This window comes from Shewanella bicestrii, from assembly GCF_002216875.1.
Classification (GTDB): domain Bacteria; phylum Pseudomonadota; class Gammaproteobacteria; order Enterobacterales; family Shewanellaceae; genus Shewanella; species Shewanella seohaensis.
This window is the reverse complement of record NZ_CP022358.1, coordinates 2,881,966-2,901,454: the sequence shown is the minus strand read 5'-3', so window position 1 is coordinate 2,901,454 and position 19,489 is coordinate 2,881,966. Positions and strand designations below refer to the sequence as shown.

Genomic DNA, 19,489 nt, shown 5'->3' with positions numbered 1-19,489 from the left:
AGCCTTGGCTATACCGCAGCTAATGGCCAGTGGCACTCAATCAGAGTGCCACGATTGAGCTCACTCTCTACCTTAAGCTCGCCATGTAACTCTTCTTTTATCCAAAGGTTAATGCAAGTCAGTGTGCCAATGCATTGGTTTTGTTGCATTTCTTGTTTTAGTTGCTCAAGGTGCGCGACTGATATCCCGACACCATTGTCCTGAAGCTGCATCTGTAATTCGCCGTCTTTCTTTTCAAGCGTTAATGCTAAGGTTCTGTTTTGATTATGCTCTTTAAAGGCATGGTGCAAGGTGTTGTTAATCAGTCGATAGAAAAATTGCAAATATTGCCAAGCATTGCCATCGACTACTAATTGCTCGTCGCACTCTAGCTTGACTTTAACCTGAGTTTTCAACAGTTGTGGCTGCAATAAGCTCAATAATTGATTGATAAACTGAGCTAAATGCAGCGGGCGTATCTCACTATGCTGATCGGTAAACAGCTGCGATATGTGCCTGAGTCTGGCCGCTTGTTGGCTCATCAATTGCACAACTTGGGCTTGGTGGCTGTCATCCTCCTTGGTGCGCACTTGGCAGATCTGTGCGAGGAGTTTGTCCTGCTCTTGCATCATTTGGCTCATGACGTCGGCCAGGAAATTCTGCATCAGTTTCTGACTTTGTTGTTTGCTCAGGTTGAGTTGGATTTGCTGATTGATCTCAGCTTGAATCGCCGCGAGTTGTTCCCTGAGCTGGCTATTTTCTTGCTGTGTGAGTTGGGTCTTGCGCTGCTCATCTTTTAGCTGGGCTAATTGTGATTGCAGCAACTTTTCTTGTTCTTTTTCTTGGCGTTTTTTCAAGTCCACATTAAAGCCAATGGCGCCGACGCCCATGGAATTATCCTCATCGTCGCGAATATCGAATTTACTCATTTGATAAATAACCTCGCCGCGAAGGGAGGGAATGGCTTCTTCGAAATGCAGGGCATCGTGGCTATGGGTGACCCTTTGGTCGTTCTGTTGATACTGTTGGGCGAGTGAGTTTTGGAACAGATCAAAGTCGGTGGCGCCGATGATCTTGCGCCGCTCAATCCCTAAAACCTCGCAGTATTTGTTGTTCACTAAGGTATATCTGCCATTTAAGTCTTTGATGTAAATGATGATGGATGAGAAATCGAGTAAGGATCTTAATTGTTCCTTGCGCTGATTTAACTCCTGCTGAAAATGCTGTTGAGTCAATAATTGCTGCTCAAGGGCGAGATTACTGGCATCTAGACTGGCCATGGCGACTTCAAGTTGTTGGGTGCGGGATAAAAAGCTTTTCGCCAGTAGGCCGACCTCATCGTGCCGCTCCTTGGCTTTTAATTCGATAGAGGCTGAATCATTGCGTTTGAGTGCCTGCACCATCTCCATAATGGGGGCAATAATTAATCTATGTTGCAATAAAAACAGCAGGATAAGGTCGAGCATCTGAATTAACACTAGGGAGAGGCCGACTTTTTCGATCAGTTTTTTGGCCGTGTCCTGTAATGGGGCGATGGGCGTGACGACCAGAATTTTCCAGTAGGTGTGGGGCATTAAAAACACCGACACCAGTGAGGGCCCCTTGAGGATAGGGTCCATAGTCAAGGAGACCGAGGCGATTCGCCTAGGTGTTAAGAACTGGTTTTTGGCATTGTCATTGACGATGGCGGAGAGCATCTGCCGTTCCCCATCGTTGCTTAGACGGGTGAGGTTATCCATTTGCTCTTGGGTAAATACGCGCTCAGCCACGGCTTGTTCGATAAAACTGCGGTCGGCTAAGTGCAGTGCCGAGGCAATGGGGCTAAAGGCCGTCTCGGTTTTTGCCAACTCATCGAAGTCTTGTAGGGCATGGGGGGAATTGTGTGAAGATTGTGGCAGATTGTCACTATTCGGCGAGGCCAAGATTTGGTTTTGATGGTCTAGGGCTATCACGTAGCCACTGACATCGAGCATGGTATTGCGTAGGAGCTGATTGAGTTTTTCAAGGCTGATGTCGGTAGTGGCGGCTCCAATAAACTGATGATCCATCCACATGGCACCCGATGCGGTCACCATAGGCTCATGGGTGGTAGGGTCGACATAGGATTTAGACCAAAATATTTTCCCTACGGGAAAATAGCGGGTCGGCCGATACCATTCTTCGGTGTGGTAGCTTGGAAAACTATCATCGTTATAGCTATTGATGGCGGCTAATTCGCCGTGAATATTGTGCGACCAAAATAAGCTGTCACGAAACTTTTGCCGGTCAAATGCCCCTGGCTCGGGCCAAATCCCGCCACCAGAAATAATCGCCTTTTGATTTTCAATCGAGAGTAATACCGGAATGCTCTTACTGAGCTGCTCGGGTTCGTAACGGTATAGCATGGCGATTTGACTGATGGCATTGACCTGATTCTCCACTTGGGAGGTCATTTCCTGCAATTTAGCAATGATGATTTGGCCATGGTTTTGATTGAGCAGGGTTTGCTGCTCGCTGATCTGTTGGGTCTGAATGTTCAGAATGACCCACGCCGTACTGAAGATCAGTATGCTGGCGATCAGCAGTTGGATCAGGCTGAGTTTAAACGGCAGGCTCTTTTGCCAGTGGGTTAACGGTGCTTGAGGCTCAATGAGAGGCCGTTTATCCATGTTCTACGCGTTCCAAATGCCGTTATCATGGAGCCAGTTTAGCGTTTTTTGGTCTATTTGCCATTGGCTTAAATCAAAGTTCACTGAGTGTTTTCGGCGAGAAAGATTGACAGCTATAGCTAAAAATAAGGCAGACCTTAGTCTGCCTTAGGAAGATTATTTGTAGAGCGATGGTTTATTCGAGCCGCTCAAGATGGGCACAATAAACAGTAACAGTGCGACCAGATAACCACTAAAGGCTACCACCATCCACTCGGCCATGGTGACGCCCATAAACTGCCATGGCACATCGGTACACATTCCCGTTGGCAACATCACGGATGGGAACCATTCATGGAGTGGCATCCAAGCTGGAAATTCGGGTAAAAATGAGCAAGTCGAGAAGGGCGAAGGGTTATTCTGCATATCGACTAAGGCTAACGCCAGTTTTAGTCCCCAGGTTGCGCTGACGGCCCAGCCAAGGGCGCCTAAAATGCGAACGATGCGGTACTTAGGCGCTGTCATACCTATCAGTCCTGCCGCCAAAATGCCAAATACGGCCAGTCGCTGGTAAATACACATGACGCAGGGATCTAACTTCATCACGTATTGGAAATACAAGGCGGCCGCTTCGAGGGCAATCGCAGAGCCGGTGAGAATGAACCAAGATGCGCGGGAATGGGCAAAGCGAGTGAGTGCTGTCAAAAGTGAACTCCATATCAACAAAAAAACGCCCTCGAAAGTAGGGCGTTTTTTTGACTGTACTTAACTCATAAAGTTCAGTCAACTCCGATATTTATGTTAGTGACCTGTCGCAGGCGCTAACGCTTCTTTAACACTGTGATGCAGTATCGCATGGGAGTCGTAGAAGTACTGGGTCATCTGCTCTAAGAAGCCCGATTCGATTGCCATCACACCCACAATCGATAACACGATAGTGTAAGGCAATGCCATCCACACCATTCTGCCGTAGGATAAACGGATCAACGGGGCAAGGGCTGAGGTCAATAAGAACAGGAACGCGGCTTGACCGTTTGGTGTCGCCACCGAAGGTAAGTTAGTACCAGTGTTAATCGCAACCGCTAACAGGTCGAATTGATCGCGGGTAATTTGACCGTTAATCAATGCGGCTTTGACTTCGTTAATGTAAACCGTGCCCACAAACACGTTATCACTGACCATAGAGAGCAACCCGTTAGCGATATAGAAGATCACTAATTGGGTGTTACCTTCATGGTTCAGTGCCCATTGGATCACTGGGCCAAAAAGTTGTTGGTCGATAATCACGGCCACAACTGCAAAGAACACCGCTAACAACGCCGTAAAGGGCAGGGCTTCTTCGAAGGCTTTACCCAGCGCATGCTCATCGGTAATACCGTTAAAGGCTGTGGTTAAGATGATCACAGACAGACCAATCAAGCCCACAGACGCTAAGTGCAGCGCCAGACCCGCAATCAACCAAACACCGACAAAGGCTTGGATAACGAGCTTCATCTTGTCTTTATTGGTACGACGGGCATCTTCATAGGCGGCGTAATCACACAGAATTTTATGTACCGCATCCGGTAGCTGGGCACCATAACCAAACCAACGGAATTTTTCGACCACAAAGCAGGTGAGGATACCCGCGAACAATACGGGCACAGTCACAGGTGACATGCGGATCGCAAATTCGCCAAATTGCCAGTTTGCTTGGGCTGCAATGATTAAGTTTTGCGGCTCACCCACCATAGTACATACGCCACCTAATGCGGTACCGACACCTGCGTGCATCAATAGGTTACGCAGGAAACCACGGAAAGACTCCAGTTCATCTTCATTGAGTTGGTTTTCACCATCGTCATTTTTGCCTTCGGAGGTATGGTCATGATCGGCCGAGAAATCTTTACCTGAAGCAACTTTGTGATAGATAGAGTAAAAACCGACTGCCACGGTAATAATCACGGCGATAACGGTTAAAGCATCTAAGAAGGCGGATAAGAAGGCAGAAGCCAAACAGAATAGTAAAGACACTAAAATTTTCGAGCGCACTTTAGTGATCATCTTAGTGAACACGAACAGCAGTAGCTGTTTCATGAAGTAAATACCGGCCACCATAAACACCAGCAGTAGTAATACTTCAAGGTTCGCTTCAATTTCGTGCAACACTTGGCTGGCAGAGGTCATCCCGATGGCGACAGCTTCAATCGCTAATAAACCACCGGGTTGTAATGGGTAGCATTTCAGCGCCATTGCCAAGGTAAAAATAAACTCAAGCACTAATACCCAACCAGCCACAAAGGGGCTGACATAGAAAAAGAGTATTGGATTGATTATTAAAAACGACAGTATTGCGATCTTGTACCACTTAGGAGAATTCCCTAAGAAGTTCCCAATAAACGCCTGACTCATTGTCATCGGCATGGCATCCTCTCTTCTAATTATCTTTTAAAATTGCACAGGTTATTGTTTCTGGCATTTGTTTTAGAAAATCAGTCTAGCCTAAAGAGAATGCTAATGTAACGAGATACTGAAACCCAGATTTCAAAAAGCGGAGCTAATCGGCAAAATTGGCACAATTGCTGTTGATTAATGTCGTTTTTTTGAACATTTCTGTGACAATTGTACGGTGATTTTAAGGTGAGCCTCAGTCAATGGTTTCCATTTTTTACCGCTCTGGTATGATCAGTGACCATTATAAAGCACAACAACTGGAAAAGTGGGCTGATGATTATCAATGCCAAAGGACCTGCAAGTTTTGCAGAGAAGTATATTGTAAGATCGATTTGGGAAAATAAGTTTCCCCCAGGGTCCATTTTACCGGCTGAACGTGAGCTTTCTGAATTAATTGGCGTAACACGCACCACCCTGCGTGAAGTGCTGCAACGCTTAGCCCGTGATGGTTGGTTAAAAATTCAACATGGCAAACCGACTCGGGTGAACAATTTTTGGGAAACCTCGGGCCTTAACATTCTTGAGACCATAGCGGATCTCAACCCAGAAGGCTTCCCTGTGCTGGTGGACCAATTGCTGTCGGCTCGCACCAATGTGAGCGCGATTTATTTTCGCGGTGCACTGCGTAACAGCCCAGATACAGCGGTGGAAGTCCTCGGACAAATTCACCAATTAGAAGATACGGCCGAATCCTTCGCCGAGTATGACTACCTGTTGCACCACACCTTAGCCTTTTCTTCAGGCAATCCGCTGTACGTGTTGATCTTAAATGGCTTTAAAGGTTTGTATAGTCGAGTCGGTCGTTACTATTTCAGTAGCCCTGAAGCGCGCCAGTTAGCGCTAAACTTCTATAAAGAACTCGAAATATTAGCCAAAGCTAAAAACTATATCGATGTGCCCGCATTAATGCGTACCTACGGTATTAACAGCGGCAAAATGTGGTTGCAGTTGCGTGACGATATGCCAACCTCGATTGCCCAGCAGGACGGCAATGCTTAAGCTTTGATTCGAAGCTTACATGTGGCAAGTGGTCTGTTTTAAGTCGGTGTCTCGTCCTGAAATAAGTTGACACTTATTTCCACCTAAAACGCTCGATGAACCTCATCGGGCGTTTTGTATTTTAAGGCCAAATGTGGCCGCCGTTGATTATAGATGGCAACCGCTTCTGTCACCATTTGTCGCGCCTCCTCCAGCGTTGCGGGCTTATGTGTTAAAAACTCCTGCTTCAAGATGCCATTCACTCGCTCTGCTAAGGCATTTTGATAGCAGTCATATCCATCGGTCATTGAGCATGTCACGCCATGATGTGCGTGAACCGCTTGATACGCGTTTGAGCAGCACTGTATCCCTCGGTCTGAGTGGTGTATCAGCGGTTTACTTTTATCTTGTCGCTGCTTCAGCGCCCGTTTGTAGGCCGTTAGCACCCCGTCTGTTTTTAGATTATCATCAACATGATAACCCACAATTTTTCGTGACCAGGCATCGGTCACCAAGCTTAAATAGGCTTCATTATCTTGCAGTGGCAGATAGGTAATATCAGCCACCCAGACTTGCTCTGAGCGGCTGATGTCCACTTGCTGCTCGCTGGGCTTAAGCAAGTTGGGATGACACCTAAATCGATGATGGCTGTTGGTCGTTTTATGGTACGCCCGTTTCGGCGTAACCAACAAACGATGCGCCCTAAGACAGCGAAATAACCGGTCTCGTCCTATCACTATTTGATGCATTTTGTTCAATAAATACTGCATTTTACGCGTACCGACTCGCGGTTGAAATAACCGCTCATACTGCACCGTTTGCACCACCTGTCGTTCCCTTTGCTCCCATTCTGTTTGCCGCTGACATTGCTGATAATACGCCTGACGACTGATGCCAAGATAGCGACAGCATTGGGTGACGCGATAACCTATGGCCGTTTTTTCCTGGAGCGTTTCGCGTGTGGCTTTTTTACGACGGATATCCCGTAGTCAGTTCTGAGTTTTTCGACAATGGCTTCGAAGAACGCCGCTTTCATGCGGGTATCTTCCAGTTCGGTTTCGAGGGCTTTTATCTTTTGCTCGGGGGTGAGCTCGGTGGGTTCAGTCATCAACTGTCCTCGCATTGATGTAGACGGTGTCCCTTGGGACCAATCCAGTTTGCCGTGCTTGCGTAACCACACTAACACGGTGGAGCAACCTTGAATACCGTACTTGTCTTGCGCCTGTTTATAGGTCAGTTCGCCTTTTTCCACTTGGTCGACAACCGCCAATTTAAAAGCGAGGGAATAATCACGTTGAGTTCGTTTAATTGTTGAAGTCATTACACTCTCCAAAATGAGTTTGAAAAGTGTCAACGCTATTTAGGACGGGTCACGGGTTAAATAAAAAGCCGTTTCATTGAGAAACGGCTTTTTTGTTTTTTGATCAAACTGATATTTAGTCGGCCTTGGGTTGCTCAGGGCAGGACGCTAACAAGGTCACGCTGGTATCGGCATTTAACTGCTCAAGGCTGACGGTAAAGCCCCAGAGTCGATGCAGATGCTTTAACACTTCCTTATAGGTGCTGGCGAGCGGGATATCATTACTGGGGACATACCTTAAAGTTAAGGAGCGGTCGCCGTTTATCTCAACGTTATGTACTTGAATATTAGGCTCAATATTTGACAAATTGTACTGCTGCGAGAGTAGATTGCGAATGTCTTGATAACCCTGCTCATCGTGAATGGCCGACACGGACAGATAATTACGTTTCTCATCATCGTGGATGCCAAACAGTTTGAACTGACGGATCACCCTCGGCGACAGATATTGGCTGATAAAACTTTCATCCTTAAAGTTTTGCATCGCAAAATGTAAGGTATCGAGCCAATTACTGCCCGCTATGTCCGGAAACCAGACTTTGTCTTCCTCAGTTGGATTCTCACACATGCGCCGAATATCGGTAAACATCGCAAACCCGAGGGCATAAGGGTTGATACCGCTGTAGTAACGGCTGTTATATTCGGGTTGGGCGACAACGCCAGTATGGCTCTGCAAAAACTCCATCATAAAGCGGTCAGTGACCACGCCATCATCATATAGATGATTCAAAATGGTGTAATGCCAGAAGGTTGCCCAGCCTTCATTCATCACTTGTGTTTGTTTTTGCGGATAAAAATACTGCGCCATCTTACGCACGATACGGATAATTTCCCGCTGCCATGACTCCAGCAATGGCGCATTTTTTTCAATAAAATACAGAATATTTTCCTGCGGCTCGGCGGGGAAACGGCGCTTAGTGGTCGACGGTTGCTGCTGTTGATGGGTGGGAATAGTGCGCCACAAATCGTTCACTTGGCTTTGCAGGTAGGCCTCGCGATCTTTTTGCCTCGCCTGTTCTTCCCTAAAGGAGATTTCCGATGGGCGTTTATAGCGGTCGACACCATAATTCATCAGAGCGTGGCAAGAGTCGATGATGCTTTCAACTTGCTCGACACCGTATTTTTGCTCGCAATCACTGATGTAGTTTTTGGCAAACACTAAGTAATCGATAATCGAACTTGCATCCGTCCATGTCTTAAATAAGTAATTATTTTTAAAGAAACTATTATGGCCAAAACAGGCATGGGCCATCACCAATGCCTGCATGGTGATGGTGTTTTCTTCCATTAAATAAGCGATACAAGGGTTGGAGTTAATCACAATTTCGTAGGCGAGCCCCATTTGCCCACGCTTGTAGCCCTGTTCGGTTTCGATAAAACGTTTGCCGAAGGACCAATGGGTATAGCCAATGGGCATGCCAATGCCAGCATAGGCATCCATCATCTGTTCGGCGGTGATGATTTCGATTTGATTGGGATAGGCGTTCAGTTTGTAAATGGCCGCCACCCGCTCAATCTCTTTTAGATAACTTTGTAACAGCTCAAAGCTCCAGTCGGGACCGTCGCTCAAGGCTGTACGTGTTTTTGCTTCTTTTATCCCCATAGAGCCCCCTTAAACCGCCTGCTTTTTAAATAATTCTCTAAATACAGGGTAGATATCTTCGGCTTGACGAATATGTTGCACCGCTATGTTGTCGTAGTGTTGTTGTAGGGATTCGTATTCGCGCCACAGGGTTTGGTGCGCACGATTGGTGATTTCGATATAGCTAAAATAGCGCACTAGCGGCAGGATTTTTTGCTCCAATAATTGTCGACAGGTGGGAGAGTCATCGGCCCAGTTATCACCGTCAGAGGCTTGTGCGGCATAAATATTCCACTCATCGGCAGGGTAGCGAGCCTGCTGAATTTCGTGCATTAATTTCAATGCGCTTGAGACAATCGTGCCGCCGGTTTCTTGGGAGTAGAAGAACTCATGTTCGTCCACTTCCTTCGCTTGGGTATGGTGGCGGATGTAGACCACCTCGAGGTTTTTGTAGGTACGAGTGAGGAACAAGTACAGCAAGATATAGAAACGTTTCGCCATATCTTTTGTCGCTTGATCCATCGAGCCTGACACGTCCATTAAGCAGAACATGACCGCTTGGCTTGAGGGCACCTCGCGCCTTGCAAAGTTGTTGAAACGTAAGTCAAAGGTATCGATAAAAGGGACTTTAGCAATCTTCTGCTTGAGCGCCTCAATTTGGGCTTTTAAATCCAAAATCAGCTCGGCTTTAGTGCCAGGAATATTTTCAAGCTCCGCCAGCTCTTGCTCTAACTCTTTGAGTAATTTCTTTTTACTTGCCGACATGGCAATGCGGCGCGCCAAGGAGGAACGCAGTGAGCGCACAATATTGATATTGGCTGGTACACCATCATTGGTGAAACCTGCACGGTAGATTTGATACTCGACGAGCTTGTTTAAGCGATTCTTCTGCAGATTCGGCAGTTCTAAATCCTCAAAGAGCAGCTCTAGGTATTCATCCTTTGAGATTTCAAACACAAAGTCGTCATTCCCTTCGCCCGAATCCGAGGCATCGCCTTTACCCGCACCGCCGCCAGCGCCACCTTGGGGTCTGTCGATTTTATCGCCGCGGGTGAATTGATCATTACCAGGGTGGACTCTGTCTCTTACGCCTCCTTTGCCTTGATGGAACATAGGTTCACTGATATCCCGTGTGGGAATACTGATTTTTTCGCCTTTATCTACATCCGTTACACTGCGACGCGTGACGGCATCGCTGACGGCTTTTTTGATTTGTTGCTTATATCGGTTGATAAAGCGTTGGCGGTTGACTGTGCTTTTTCCTTTCGCATTCAACCGTCTATCGATAAAGTTCGCCATACGCACCTCCCAAACCCCAGCGAAGGCTTTGGCAACACCAAAGCCTCGTTTTTAGTGAGCGCAAGTTAAGAGGATTTACGAACCCGTAAATACCACTCAGACAGGAGTCTGACTTGTTTTTTGGTATAGCCTTTCTCCATCATTCGATTGACAAAATCATCGTGTTTACGTTGATCGTCAGTCGAGGTTTTGGCGTTAAAGGAAATCACCGGGAGTAGATCCTCTGTATTCGAGAACATTTTCTTCTCAATCACAGTGCGTAGTTTTTCGTAGCTGGTCCAGAGTGGATTGTTGCCCTCATGGCTTGCGCGGGCGCGCAGGACAAAGTTAACGATCTCATTACGGAAATCTTTAGGATTGCTGATCCCCGCAGGTTTTTCGATTTTCTCCAGTTCGGCATTAAGTGCAGAGCGGTCAAACAATTGGCCTGTTTCGGGGTCACGGTATTCCTGATCTTGGATCCAAAAATCGGCATAGGTGACATAACGGTCGAAGATATTTTGGCCGTATTCAGAGTAGGACTCTAAGTACGCGGTTTGGATTTCCTTACCGATAAATTCGACGTATTTGGGGATTAAATAGCCTTTTAAGAACTCCAGATAACGTTCGGCGGTATCGCCGGGGAATTGTTCCTGCTCGATTTGGCGCTCGAGTACATAGAACAAATGTACAGGGTTAGCGGCAATCTCTGAGTGGTCAAAGTTAAATACCCGCGACAGGATCTTGAACGCGAAACGGGTAGAAAGACCGTTCATGCCTTCATCAACACCGGCGTAGTCGCGGTACTCTTGGTAGGATTTGGCCTTTGGATCGGTATCTTTAAGGCTTTCACCATCGTAGACCCGCATCTTAGAGTAGATGGAGGAGTTTTCAGGTGTTTTGATCCTCGAGAGCACACTAAATTGCGCTAGGGTTTCTAAGGTGCCAGGTGCGCAAGGTGCTTGGGACAGCTCGGAGTTTTGCAGTAATTTTTTGTAAATCTGCAATTCTTCCGATACCCGCAGGCAATAGGGCACTTTGACGATATAAACCCTGTCGAGAAATGCTTCGTTGTTCTTGTTGTTTTTGAAGGTTGACCATTCTGACTCGTTAGAGTGCGCTAAAATGATACCGCTATAGGGCAGGGCGGATAAGCCTTCGGTGCCGTTATAGTTACCTTCTTGGGTAGCGGTGAGCAGTGGGTGTAGCACCTTAATGGGCGCCTTGAACATTTCCACGAACTCCATCATCCCTTGGTTTGCCCGGCAGAGTGCACCCGAATAGGCATAGGCATCGGCATCGTCTTGCGAGAAATGTTCTAGCTGACGAATATCGACCTTACCCACCAAGGAAGAAATATCTTGGTTGTTCTCATCTCCAGGCTCGGTTTTGGCAATCGCCAATTGATCGAGGATAGAGGGGTAGACCTTGACCACACGGAATTTTGAAATATCGCCGCCAAACTCGTGCAGGCGTTTCACCGCCCAAGGCGACATAATGGTTTTTAAATAACGAGTGGGAATATTAAACTCATCCCGCAGTAGCTGGCCGTCTTCTTCGACATCGAAGAGACAGAAGGGGTGATCATTCACCGGGCTTCTCACGCCATTAGCACTTAGAATGTAAATTGGCACTTTTTGCATCAAAGCTTTGAGTTTTTCCGCCAATGATGACTTACCACCACCCACAGGGCCGAGTAAGTACAAAATTTGCTTCGATTCCTCTAAGCCTTGGGCCGAGTGTTTTAGGTAGGCAACGATTTGTTCAATCGCATCTTCCATACCGTAAAAGTCTTTAAAGGCGGGATAGCGTGAGATGAGACGATTCGAAAAGATACGGCTTAGGGTTGGATTTTTCGCGGTATCAATAATTTCGGCTTCGCCGATGGCAAGCAGTAATCGCTCGGACGCTGACATATAAGCACTGCGATCTTCTTTGCAGATATCGAGGTATTCTTGCAAAGTGTATTCTTCATCGAGTTTTTGTTCGTAGCGCTTTTGGTAATGCTCGAAAATGCCCATATAAACCCCCTGAAACGCCAGTGATGTCATGGATGGAGAACTGATTTTTCAGCTTCCTACACTAATCTTAGACACAAACTTGCCAGCTGTGTCAAAAAAATATCAAATAAAAACAATAACAAATGATTGCAATTGCAATTATTGCACTTGTAGCGATTGGGCGGTGTTAGGCAAAAGGTGCGAGGTGAGTGATTTGTGAGGTCATAAAAAAAGAGCCACTTGGGCTCTTTTTCGAAATGATTTAGCAGCGATTAACCAGCGAAGTTTTGGTTCACGAAGTCCCAGTTAACTAATTGCCAGAAGTGGGCTAAGTAGTCAGGACGTACGTTGCGGTAATCGATGTAGTAAGCGTGTTCCCACACGTCAACAGTCAGGATTGGTGTTACAGTGCTGTCAGTCAGAGGGGTTGCAGCATTGCTAGTGTTAACAATAGCAACAGTGCCATCGGCTTTTTTCACTAACCAAGTCCAAGCGCTACCAAAGTTGTTTACCGCAGAATCGGTAAATTGTGCTTTGAATGCGTCGAATGAACCGAATGCAGCATTGATTGCATCAGCCACAGGACCTGTTGGCTCACCGCCAGCGTTAGGCGCTAAGCAGTTCCAGTAGAAAGTGTGGTTCCAAACTTGAGCTGCGTTGTTAAATACGCCACCAGTAGAAGTCTTGATGATTTCTTCTAAAGATTTACCTGCGAAATCGGTTCCTTCGATCAAACCGTTTAGCTTAACAACGTAGGTGTTGTGATGCTTGCCGTAGTGGTATTCAATGGTTTCTTGAGAAATGTGTGGTTCTAGTGCGTTCTTTGCATATGGTAATGCGGGTAATTCGAAAGCCATTAGTATCTCTCCATGGTCTTAGGTTATCGTTTTTTAAACGTGCTCACTGCGCTCTATTGTACCGATAATATTTGTGATGTGAATCATTGTTTGGCTAATTGATTAGATAGGCGTCATCGAAAAACTAATTGTAGGGCATAACCTTACAAACTGTGGGATTTTGTTCTGTGCCTAGCTGTCGTACAATAGCGGCATTGAGTCAATGTCATCGTACTTAGGAATTAAAATGGAAACAGTAGAGAAAATTAAACAGCAGATCGCTGAAAACCCAATCATCGTATACATGAAGGGTTCTCCTAAATTACCAAGCTGTGGTTTTTCATCTCAGGTAGCACAAATCATGATTAACTGCGGTGAGCAGTTTGCATTTGTGGATATTCTCCAGCACCCAGATATTCGTGCTGAATTACCTAAGTATGCAAACTGGCCAACTTTCCCACAATTGTGGATTGAAGGCGAGCTGATTGGTGGTTGTGATATCGTGGTTGATATGTACCAAAAAGGCGAATTACAGCCTTTAATCAAAGCGACTGCGGATAAATACAAAACTGCAGAGTAATCACGCGTAAATGTGATGAAAGAATAATAAAAAGCCGCTAAGTGAATAACTTAGCGGCTTTTTTGTTGCCGAATCCTAACACAAGGATTCGGCGATGAGTGATGATCTGTAGCGCTTATTCACCGCGTTTAGTGTGATGCAGCATCACGCTCATGGTGTTTGCTTGCAGGTAACAGCAGATTCATGGTGATGGCCACAATACCACAGAGGCTGATGCCCGTGAGGCTGAAGGAGCCAATGCCAAAGGCCATACCACCAATACCGAAAACCAGTGTCACGCCGACAATACTTAAGTTACGGGGCTCGGATAAATCCACGTGATTACGGATGAGGGTATTTAAGCCCACTGCGGCGATAGAACCGAATAGCAAACACATAATGCCACCCATCACTGGGACTGGAATCGTTTGCATCAGGGCACCTAACTTACCGACGAAGGCTAAGGTAATGGCGGTGATCGCCGTCCAAGTCATGATCCTTGGGTCGAAGTTACGGGTTAAGGTCACCGCGCCAGTCACTTCCGAATAGGTGGTATTTGGGGGGCCACCGAAGGCCGCTGCAGCAATTGTCGCAACGCCGTCGCCGGTCAAGGTGCGATGCAGGCCGGGTTTTTTCATAAAGTCTTTACCCGTGACATTGGAAATCGCGAGGATATCACCAATATGTTCAACCGCAGGCGCAATCGCGACAGGGATCATAAAGGCGATGGCATGCCAGTTAAATTCGGGCGCAACAAATTTCGGAATAGCAATCCAGCTTGCCGCTGTAACCACCGCAAAATCCACGATCCCAAAGGCAAGGCTTAGACCATAACCCACCACAATCCCCGCCAGAATAGGCATAACCTTAAGTAAGCCTTTGGCAAAAATAGCCACCGCTATGGTGGTACAGAGTGAGGCGAGGGAAATAATCAAAGCGGTATTTGTGGGAACGAGTGTTAAGCTGCCGTCTCCACTTTTACCCAGCGCCATATTCACCGCCACAGGCGCTAAACCTAGACCAATGATAATAATCACTGGGCCAACCACCACAGGTGGAAGCAGTCGATGGATAAAGTCGGTGCCGCGCACTTTCACTAACGCGCCGAGGAGGATATACACAAAACCCGCGGCAATGATGCCGCCCATGGTTGATGGGATCCCCCAGGTTTGCACCCCGTAGAGAATGGGGGCAATAAACGCAAAGGAGGAGGCTAGGAAGATTGGCACTTGGCGTTTCGTGATTAACTGAAACAGCAGGGTACCAATACCCGCAGTAAACAGGGCGACACTGGTATCAAGCCCTGTGAGTAGTGGCATTAGCACTAGGGCGCCAAATGCAACAAACAGCATTTGCGCGCCCTGAAGTGGTATAGCGAGTCGTTTCATTTATTGTTCTCGTAAATTTAGGGTAAACCGCGAGATGATAACAGTTTGTTGCTATATGTTCCTTATAAAATGCCCCGATTGTAGGTAAGGATCACTGTTTTATTGCTAAAGCGAGTGACAGCACTTAATCCGTGGTCGAAATCTCCCCAAGACTCGCTAAAGGCGCTAACTATGGTACAATTTGCACTATCTGACGTTACTTCAACTACTCAAAGATGCTGAAATTCCTATTAAAGCCAAGCTTACTCGCGTTTTTATACTGCCTGTTTACCGTTAATAGCCTGCAAGCTGTTGAAGTGAGTAAATTAGATGAAGCCGATGTGCCCGTGGCTTCCCGCGCCGTGCCTGAGCGGAATAAAGCCCTTAAAGCCGCGCTGGAAAAAGTGATCATTAAAAATACCGGGACAGCACGTTCTTTGGATAACGGCGTTATCCAATCACAACTGGCCAATCCCGATGCACTGCTGAGCCAATATGGTTATGTGGAGCAAAATGGCCAACTGCTGTTAAAAGCCAACTTTGAGCATCGCCGCATTATTACCCTGTTACGTCAGGCCCAATTACCCGTGTGGGGCATTCAACGTCCACTGACACTCTTTTGGGTTGCCATGCCAAGTGAAGGCGACACGATTTTACTGAGTGATTCATCGACCTTAGCCGAGCGTCAGGCATTCAATACCTTCTCCGATGAGCGCGGCATTCCCGTCTTGCTGCCTATCCTCGACCTCGATGAGTTAATGGGCATCAATCCGAATGATGTTAAAGGCATGTTTGCCGATATAGTGTCTAGCGTCTCTGGACGTTATCAAGCCGACTTCTTAGCCCTGGTCGCTATTGAACCAGCTGGAAACCAAGTGCGTTACCGCTTGAATTTGTACACCAAGGCCACGATCGACTCGTTAACGCCGCCACTGTTTAGTTTTAATGGCTCGGCAGAAAATAGCGCGCAGGCGATCACCGCTATGATGGCCGCCCTCGGGGATTATTATTTTACTAAGTACGCCATTGCCGATTCCGGCGAACAAGTTGGTGCCAGTGTGACCTTCGTGAACATTGATAAAATGGCGCAGCTAGTTGAAGTTGAAAAATACTTAAAGCAACTCAGCGCCGTGAAGAATGCGACGCTGTCGCGCATCCAAGGTAATACCGCAACCTTTTCCTTGGATTTGTTTGGTTCTCAGACCGACTTTGAGCGTTTACTGAGTCTAGAGCCGCGAATTTCGGTGGTGGCGCCAGGGGAGTTTTCTGCCGGTGCCAGCCCTGCGGGTAAAACTGTCTATCAATGGCGGTTACCTTAAACTTCCCTCGTTGTGACTGAGCATGCTCTGCTCAGTCATGTGGGGGAGTCGATAATTTATTGATATTGAGACGTACGAGTGCCATTAAACTCACCGCTACAATTGTCGTTACCGGTTTACTTACCGGATGATGAAACCTTTAACAGTTATTATCCGGCAGCGGGTAATGACGAACTTATCCAAAAGCTGCGCGCCAATGCAGAAGGCCAAGGTGAAGCCGCAATTTATGTGTGGGGACCGGTGAAATCGGGGCGGACTCACTTAATGCACGCCGCCTGTGCCCATGCCAATGAACTCGACCGCCGCAGTTTTTACCTTCCCCTTGGTATTCATGCTAGTATCTCGACAGCGCTGTTGGAGGGCTTGGAGCAGCTCGATTTGATCTGCATCGACGATGTGGATGACATTGCGGGTCACCCGATTTGGGAAGAGGCCATATTCGATTTGTACAATCGTGTCGCTGAGAACAAGCGTTGTGCGCTGGTGGTTAGCGGCCGCTCGGCGCCCGCGGATGCAGGCTTCTTGTTACCTGACTTAGTCTCTCGGATGCAGTGGGGACTCAATTATCAGCTGCAACCTATGGCCGATGATGAAAAGCTAGCGGCACTGCAGCGCCGCGCGGCAATGCGCGGATTACAGTTGCCAGAAGACGTTGGCCGTTTTTTGCTTAATCGTATGGCAAGGGATCTACGTACCTTATTTGATGTGTTAGATAAACTGGATAAGGCATCCCTCGTACATCAGCGCAAGCTCACGATTCCTTTTGCCAAAGAAATGCTGCATCTGTAATCGTTCTGACTGTTAATCTAAAGCCTGTGTTAATAAACATTCAATGTTAACAAAAAGCCCCTCGTATCACGACGGGCTTTTTTATCTCTATTGATCTCACATCTATCGTTAGCTTAGGTCTGCTAAGAGGCTCGAGCTTAGCGTATCTGCCGATTTAGCAATCCAAATCACTGTTCAAATCACTGTTGTGGATGGCGGTGACGATCGCCACTGAAGCGTAGCTCTGGCTCGGTAAGCGTTTCGCTACTTGCCGCAACTCCTTGTAGTCCTTTCACCGTGGTATTGGGCGAAATCCCCAAGGTTTGACGCCAGCTTTGGCCTTGCGTCATCGCTATTGGCTCGGGCAGGCTCGTGAGCAAGCCGATACCATCAAGCTCTGGTAGCATGCCATCGATCACTAAGGCTGCGCGGTTCGCTAGGCTATCGTCGCCAATTCGGCCCCTTTGTCCCCAGTCAACAATCACAGTATCTGCTGTGAGTACGGCGGGCAGGTTAGTGACGGCCACATCGCGCTGAATTTGATAGCGATAGCTCATCATGGCTTCTTCGAATAACATCGCCGCGTCTTCACGGGTACTGGAATAGTTGTAAAAGTCATTGGCGATATCACCGGAGAAAAACGTACTCACATCCGAAGGCTGATAGGCTTTTTGGGTTGCAGTGGCTTTGGCGCCTAAGAAGCTTACCGACGCAAGGCCTGTCATTTCGGTGCTGGTGAGGGGATAGTTGCGACTCACTTGATCAGAGATCAAACTCTTATTGGCATTTCTACGGCGATAGTCGTCCAACAATCTGGGGCCTGTGAGGGTGGCGTGTATGCTTCTTGGGAAGAAGTCATTGGCGTGGGCGAGCTCATGGTACAAGAGTGAGGCGAGATCAGGATTAATCTGGCTGAGCGTGCGCGTGGCGCGCGTAGTGATTGGGAAGCCCTGTGAAGCATATTGATTATTTTTAACGTAACGCCATGGCATGATGAAATTCAGCTCATTGCCAAAGCTACTGCGATAATCTGGCGCTTCGTTGATGGTATCGCGCTGCATAGGTGTCAGCCAAAGGTCGTTGGGGTCGAGATAAATCGCCCCTGTAACAACCCAATAGAAAGATGGGCGCACATCATAACTAATCACCACTGCGGTGACCGATTGTAGCAGGCGGGCAAAGTCACTATTAGGATCCATCTGCCGTAAAAATGCGGCAAAATTGTCCCCCATCCAATCGTGGGACACTAATACCCTATCAAGAATCGTATCGACATCAAGGTTATCCGAAACTTGGCCTATGAGTGGCAATTGATTGATTGTACAAGCCTCTTTTAACTGATTCGAGTACACACAGCTCGTTAACGCACTGGCATAAGGTGAGGTTGGATGATAAGCATGAGTACGCGCAAGTGGCGTATCAAAGTAACTGGAGCTTATCGTGGGCGCTGCCGTGGTTAATACAAAGGCTTCATCTGTCACTACATTACCGTTAATCGTGGCTGATGCCCTAAGACGGGTTAAGGTATCTTGAGCAACAGCGGGTGCGGTAAAGAGGGGTCTAAAGGGATCGCTTATGTCAAGGCTGACATCGGGGCCTTCGGCGATACACCAATTGATATTGGCGGCACTGAGGCCGGCTTGCTGACCAATGCGCAAGCTCACATCGTTACCCTCAACGGCTTGATGATCTTGACGAATATTCAGTAATCCGCCCGTGTTGTTATCGGCATTAATGCTGATGTCACCCGTCACATTGGTATTGGCGCCGGTGATTTGTAAGCGAAAGCGGTAGCTGCCCGCGGCCGGGAGCTCCATCGCTAACACAGGACTATTTTGACTAACGAGTTCAATGTTGGGGCCTTCGAGTTGTTGCCAACGGAAGGTGAGATCCTGCGAATCGCGATTACCTAGACTGGCAATAATGGCACTGGATTGTCCAACACCGTATTGAGATTCCGTCTTAAACCGAATTGCACCAGTATCTGTGGTCACTAATGGTGTGACTGAGGTACAACGTGGCACATTGGTTGTGGGAGGCGTAACGGTGCCGCCATCGCTGTTGCTATCACCTCCGCCGCCACAGGCACTCAATGTTGCTGCTGCGGCTATGATACTGAATCGACGAATTGGGCCCCATATTTCCATCATGACTCACTCCAATTAATTCGCTGTTATTGTTTGTTTTTGTTGTTTGACAGGCACGATTCACCGTCATTTATTGGCACAAAAAATGACTATAGCACGCTCTTTTAGTTACAAAAAGCGATCAAAGGTAGCTTAAATGTTATAGGTTGTTTGTAGTGATTATTGGAGATAGGCGGGGCGTTGATCATTTTGACTAAAAACGGATGGACTGACGCAGAGTGGGTGTCGGGCAATAAAAAGCGCGGTGTAAATCAAC

The 19,489-nt window shown here is 47.3% G+C and carries 14 protein-coding genes; 4 read left to right on the top strand and 10 right to left on the bottom strand.

Translation table 11 applies throughout. The annotated features are described in order from the left end of the window. Positions 1-8: 8 nt before the first annotated feature. The 3 genes from CF168_RS12565 to nhaB form a co-directional block, all read right to left on the bottom strand. Positions 9-2,627 (bottom strand): PAS domain-containing protein, encoded by a 2,619-nt coding sequence (locus tag CF168_RS12565; protein ID WP_089068032.1) that lies wholly within the window; start codon positions 2,625-2,627, stop codon positions 9-11. A gap of 156 nt (positions 2,628-2,783) precedes the next feature. Beyond that, the gene (gene dsbB, locus CF168_RS12560; protein ID WP_086904690.1) at positions 2,784-3,311 is read right to left on the bottom strand and encodes a disulfide bond formation protein DsbB; all 528 of its coding nucleotides are present in this window, start codon (positions 3,309-3,311) and stop codon (positions 2,784-2,786) included. Between the two features lie 96 nt (positions 3,312-3,407). Then, positions 3,408-5,009 (bottom strand): sodium/proton antiporter NhaB, encoded by a 1,602-nt coding sequence (gene nhaB / locus CF168_RS12555; RefSeq protein ID WP_086904691.1) that lies wholly within the window; start codon positions 5,007-5,009, stop codon positions 3,408-3,410. A 303-nt stretch (positions 5,010-5,312) separates the two neighbouring features. On the opposite strand from nhaB, the gene fadR reads away from it, so the two are divergent. Further along, the gene (gene fadR, locus CF168_RS12550) at positions 5,313-6,038 is read left to right on the top strand and encodes a fatty acid metabolism transcriptional regulator FadR (RefSeq protein WP_086904692.1); all 726 of its coding nucleotides are present in this window, start codon (positions 5,313-5,315) and stop codon (positions 6,036-6,038) included. Positions 6,039-6,121: 83 nt separating this feature from the next. Here fadR and CF168_RS12545 read toward each other — a convergent pair. From CF168_RS12545 to sodB, 5 genes are all read right to left on the bottom strand, one after another. Further along, positions 6,122-7,338, bottom strand: a protein-coding gene (locus CF168_RS12545) for an IS3 family transposase (protein ID WP_089068031.1) whose coding sequence is annotated in 2 segments (ribosomal slippage) — positions 6,122-6,990 and positions 6,990-7,338 — 1,218 coding nt in all. Because the reading frame shifts where the segments join, the coding sequence is not laid out codon by codon here. Positions 7,339-7,453: 115 nt separating this feature from the next. Beyond that, positions 7,454-8,980 (bottom strand): SpoVR family protein, encoded by a 1,527-nt coding sequence (locus tag CF168_RS12540; RefSeq protein ID WP_086904482.1) that lies wholly within the window; start codon positions 8,978-8,980, stop codon positions 7,454-7,456. A 9-nt stretch (positions 8,981-8,989) separates the two neighbouring features. Continuing rightward, entirely contained in the window at positions 8,990-10,258 is a 1,269-nt protein-coding gene (locus CF168_RS12535; RefSeq protein ID WP_041408751.1) for a YeaH/YhbH family protein, read from the bottom strand. 65 nt (positions 10,259-10,323) lie between these two features. Further along, entirely contained in the window at positions 10,324-12,258 is a 1,935-nt protein-coding gene (locus CF168_RS12530; protein ID WP_011716674.1) for a PrkA family serine protein kinase, read from the bottom strand. Between the two features lie 251 nt (positions 12,259-12,509). Further along, complete coding sequence (sodB, locus tag CF168_RS12525) at positions 12,510-13,094, bottom strand: superoxide dismutase [Fe] (RefSeq protein ID WP_011622352.1); 585 nt, start codon at positions 13,092-13,094, stop codon at positions 12,510-12,512. A gap of 226 nt (positions 13,095-13,320) precedes the next feature. On the opposite strand from sodB, the gene CF168_RS12520 reads away from it, so the two are divergent. Next, the gene (locus tag CF168_RS12520) at positions 13,321-13,653 is read left to right on the top strand and encodes a Grx4 family monothiol glutaredoxin (RefSeq protein ID WP_011622353.1); all 333 of its coding nucleotides are present in this window, start codon (positions 13,321-13,323) and stop codon (positions 13,651-13,653) included. A gap of 128 nt (positions 13,654-13,781) precedes the next feature. Here the strand turns inward: CF168_RS12520 and CF168_RS12515 are convergent, their stop codons facing one another. After that, entirely contained in the window at positions 13,782-15,020 is a 1,239-nt protein-coding gene (locus tag CF168_RS12515) for a uracil-xanthine permease family protein (RefSeq protein ID WP_086904484.1), read from the bottom strand. A 215-nt stretch (positions 15,021-15,235) separates the two neighbouring features. Between CF168_RS12515 and CF168_RS12510 the strand changes: the two genes are divergently transcribed. Then, on the top strand, positions 15,236-16,318 hold the full coding sequence (locus CF168_RS12510; RefSeq protein ID WP_086904485.1) for a DUF2066 domain-containing protein: 1,083 nt from the start codon (positions 15,236-15,238) through the stop codon (positions 16,316-16,318). A gap of 78 nt (positions 16,319-16,396) precedes the next feature. Further along, on the top strand, positions 16,397-17,107 hold the full coding sequence (gene hda / locus CF168_RS12505) for a DnaA inactivator Hda (RefSeq protein ID WP_011622356.1): 711 nt from the start codon (positions 16,397-16,399) through the stop codon (positions 17,105-17,107). 179 nt (positions 17,108-17,286) lie between these two features. Here the strand turns inward: hda and CF168_RS12500 are convergent, their stop codons facing one another. After that, positions 17,287-19,233 carry a hypothetical protein gene (locus tag CF168_RS12500; RefSeq protein WP_167373705.1) on the bottom strand — a complete coding sequence of 649 codons (1,947 nt, stop codon included), beginning with the start codon at positions 19,231-19,233 and terminating at the stop codon, positions 17,287-17,289. Positions 19,234-19,489: the final 256 nt, after the last annotated feature.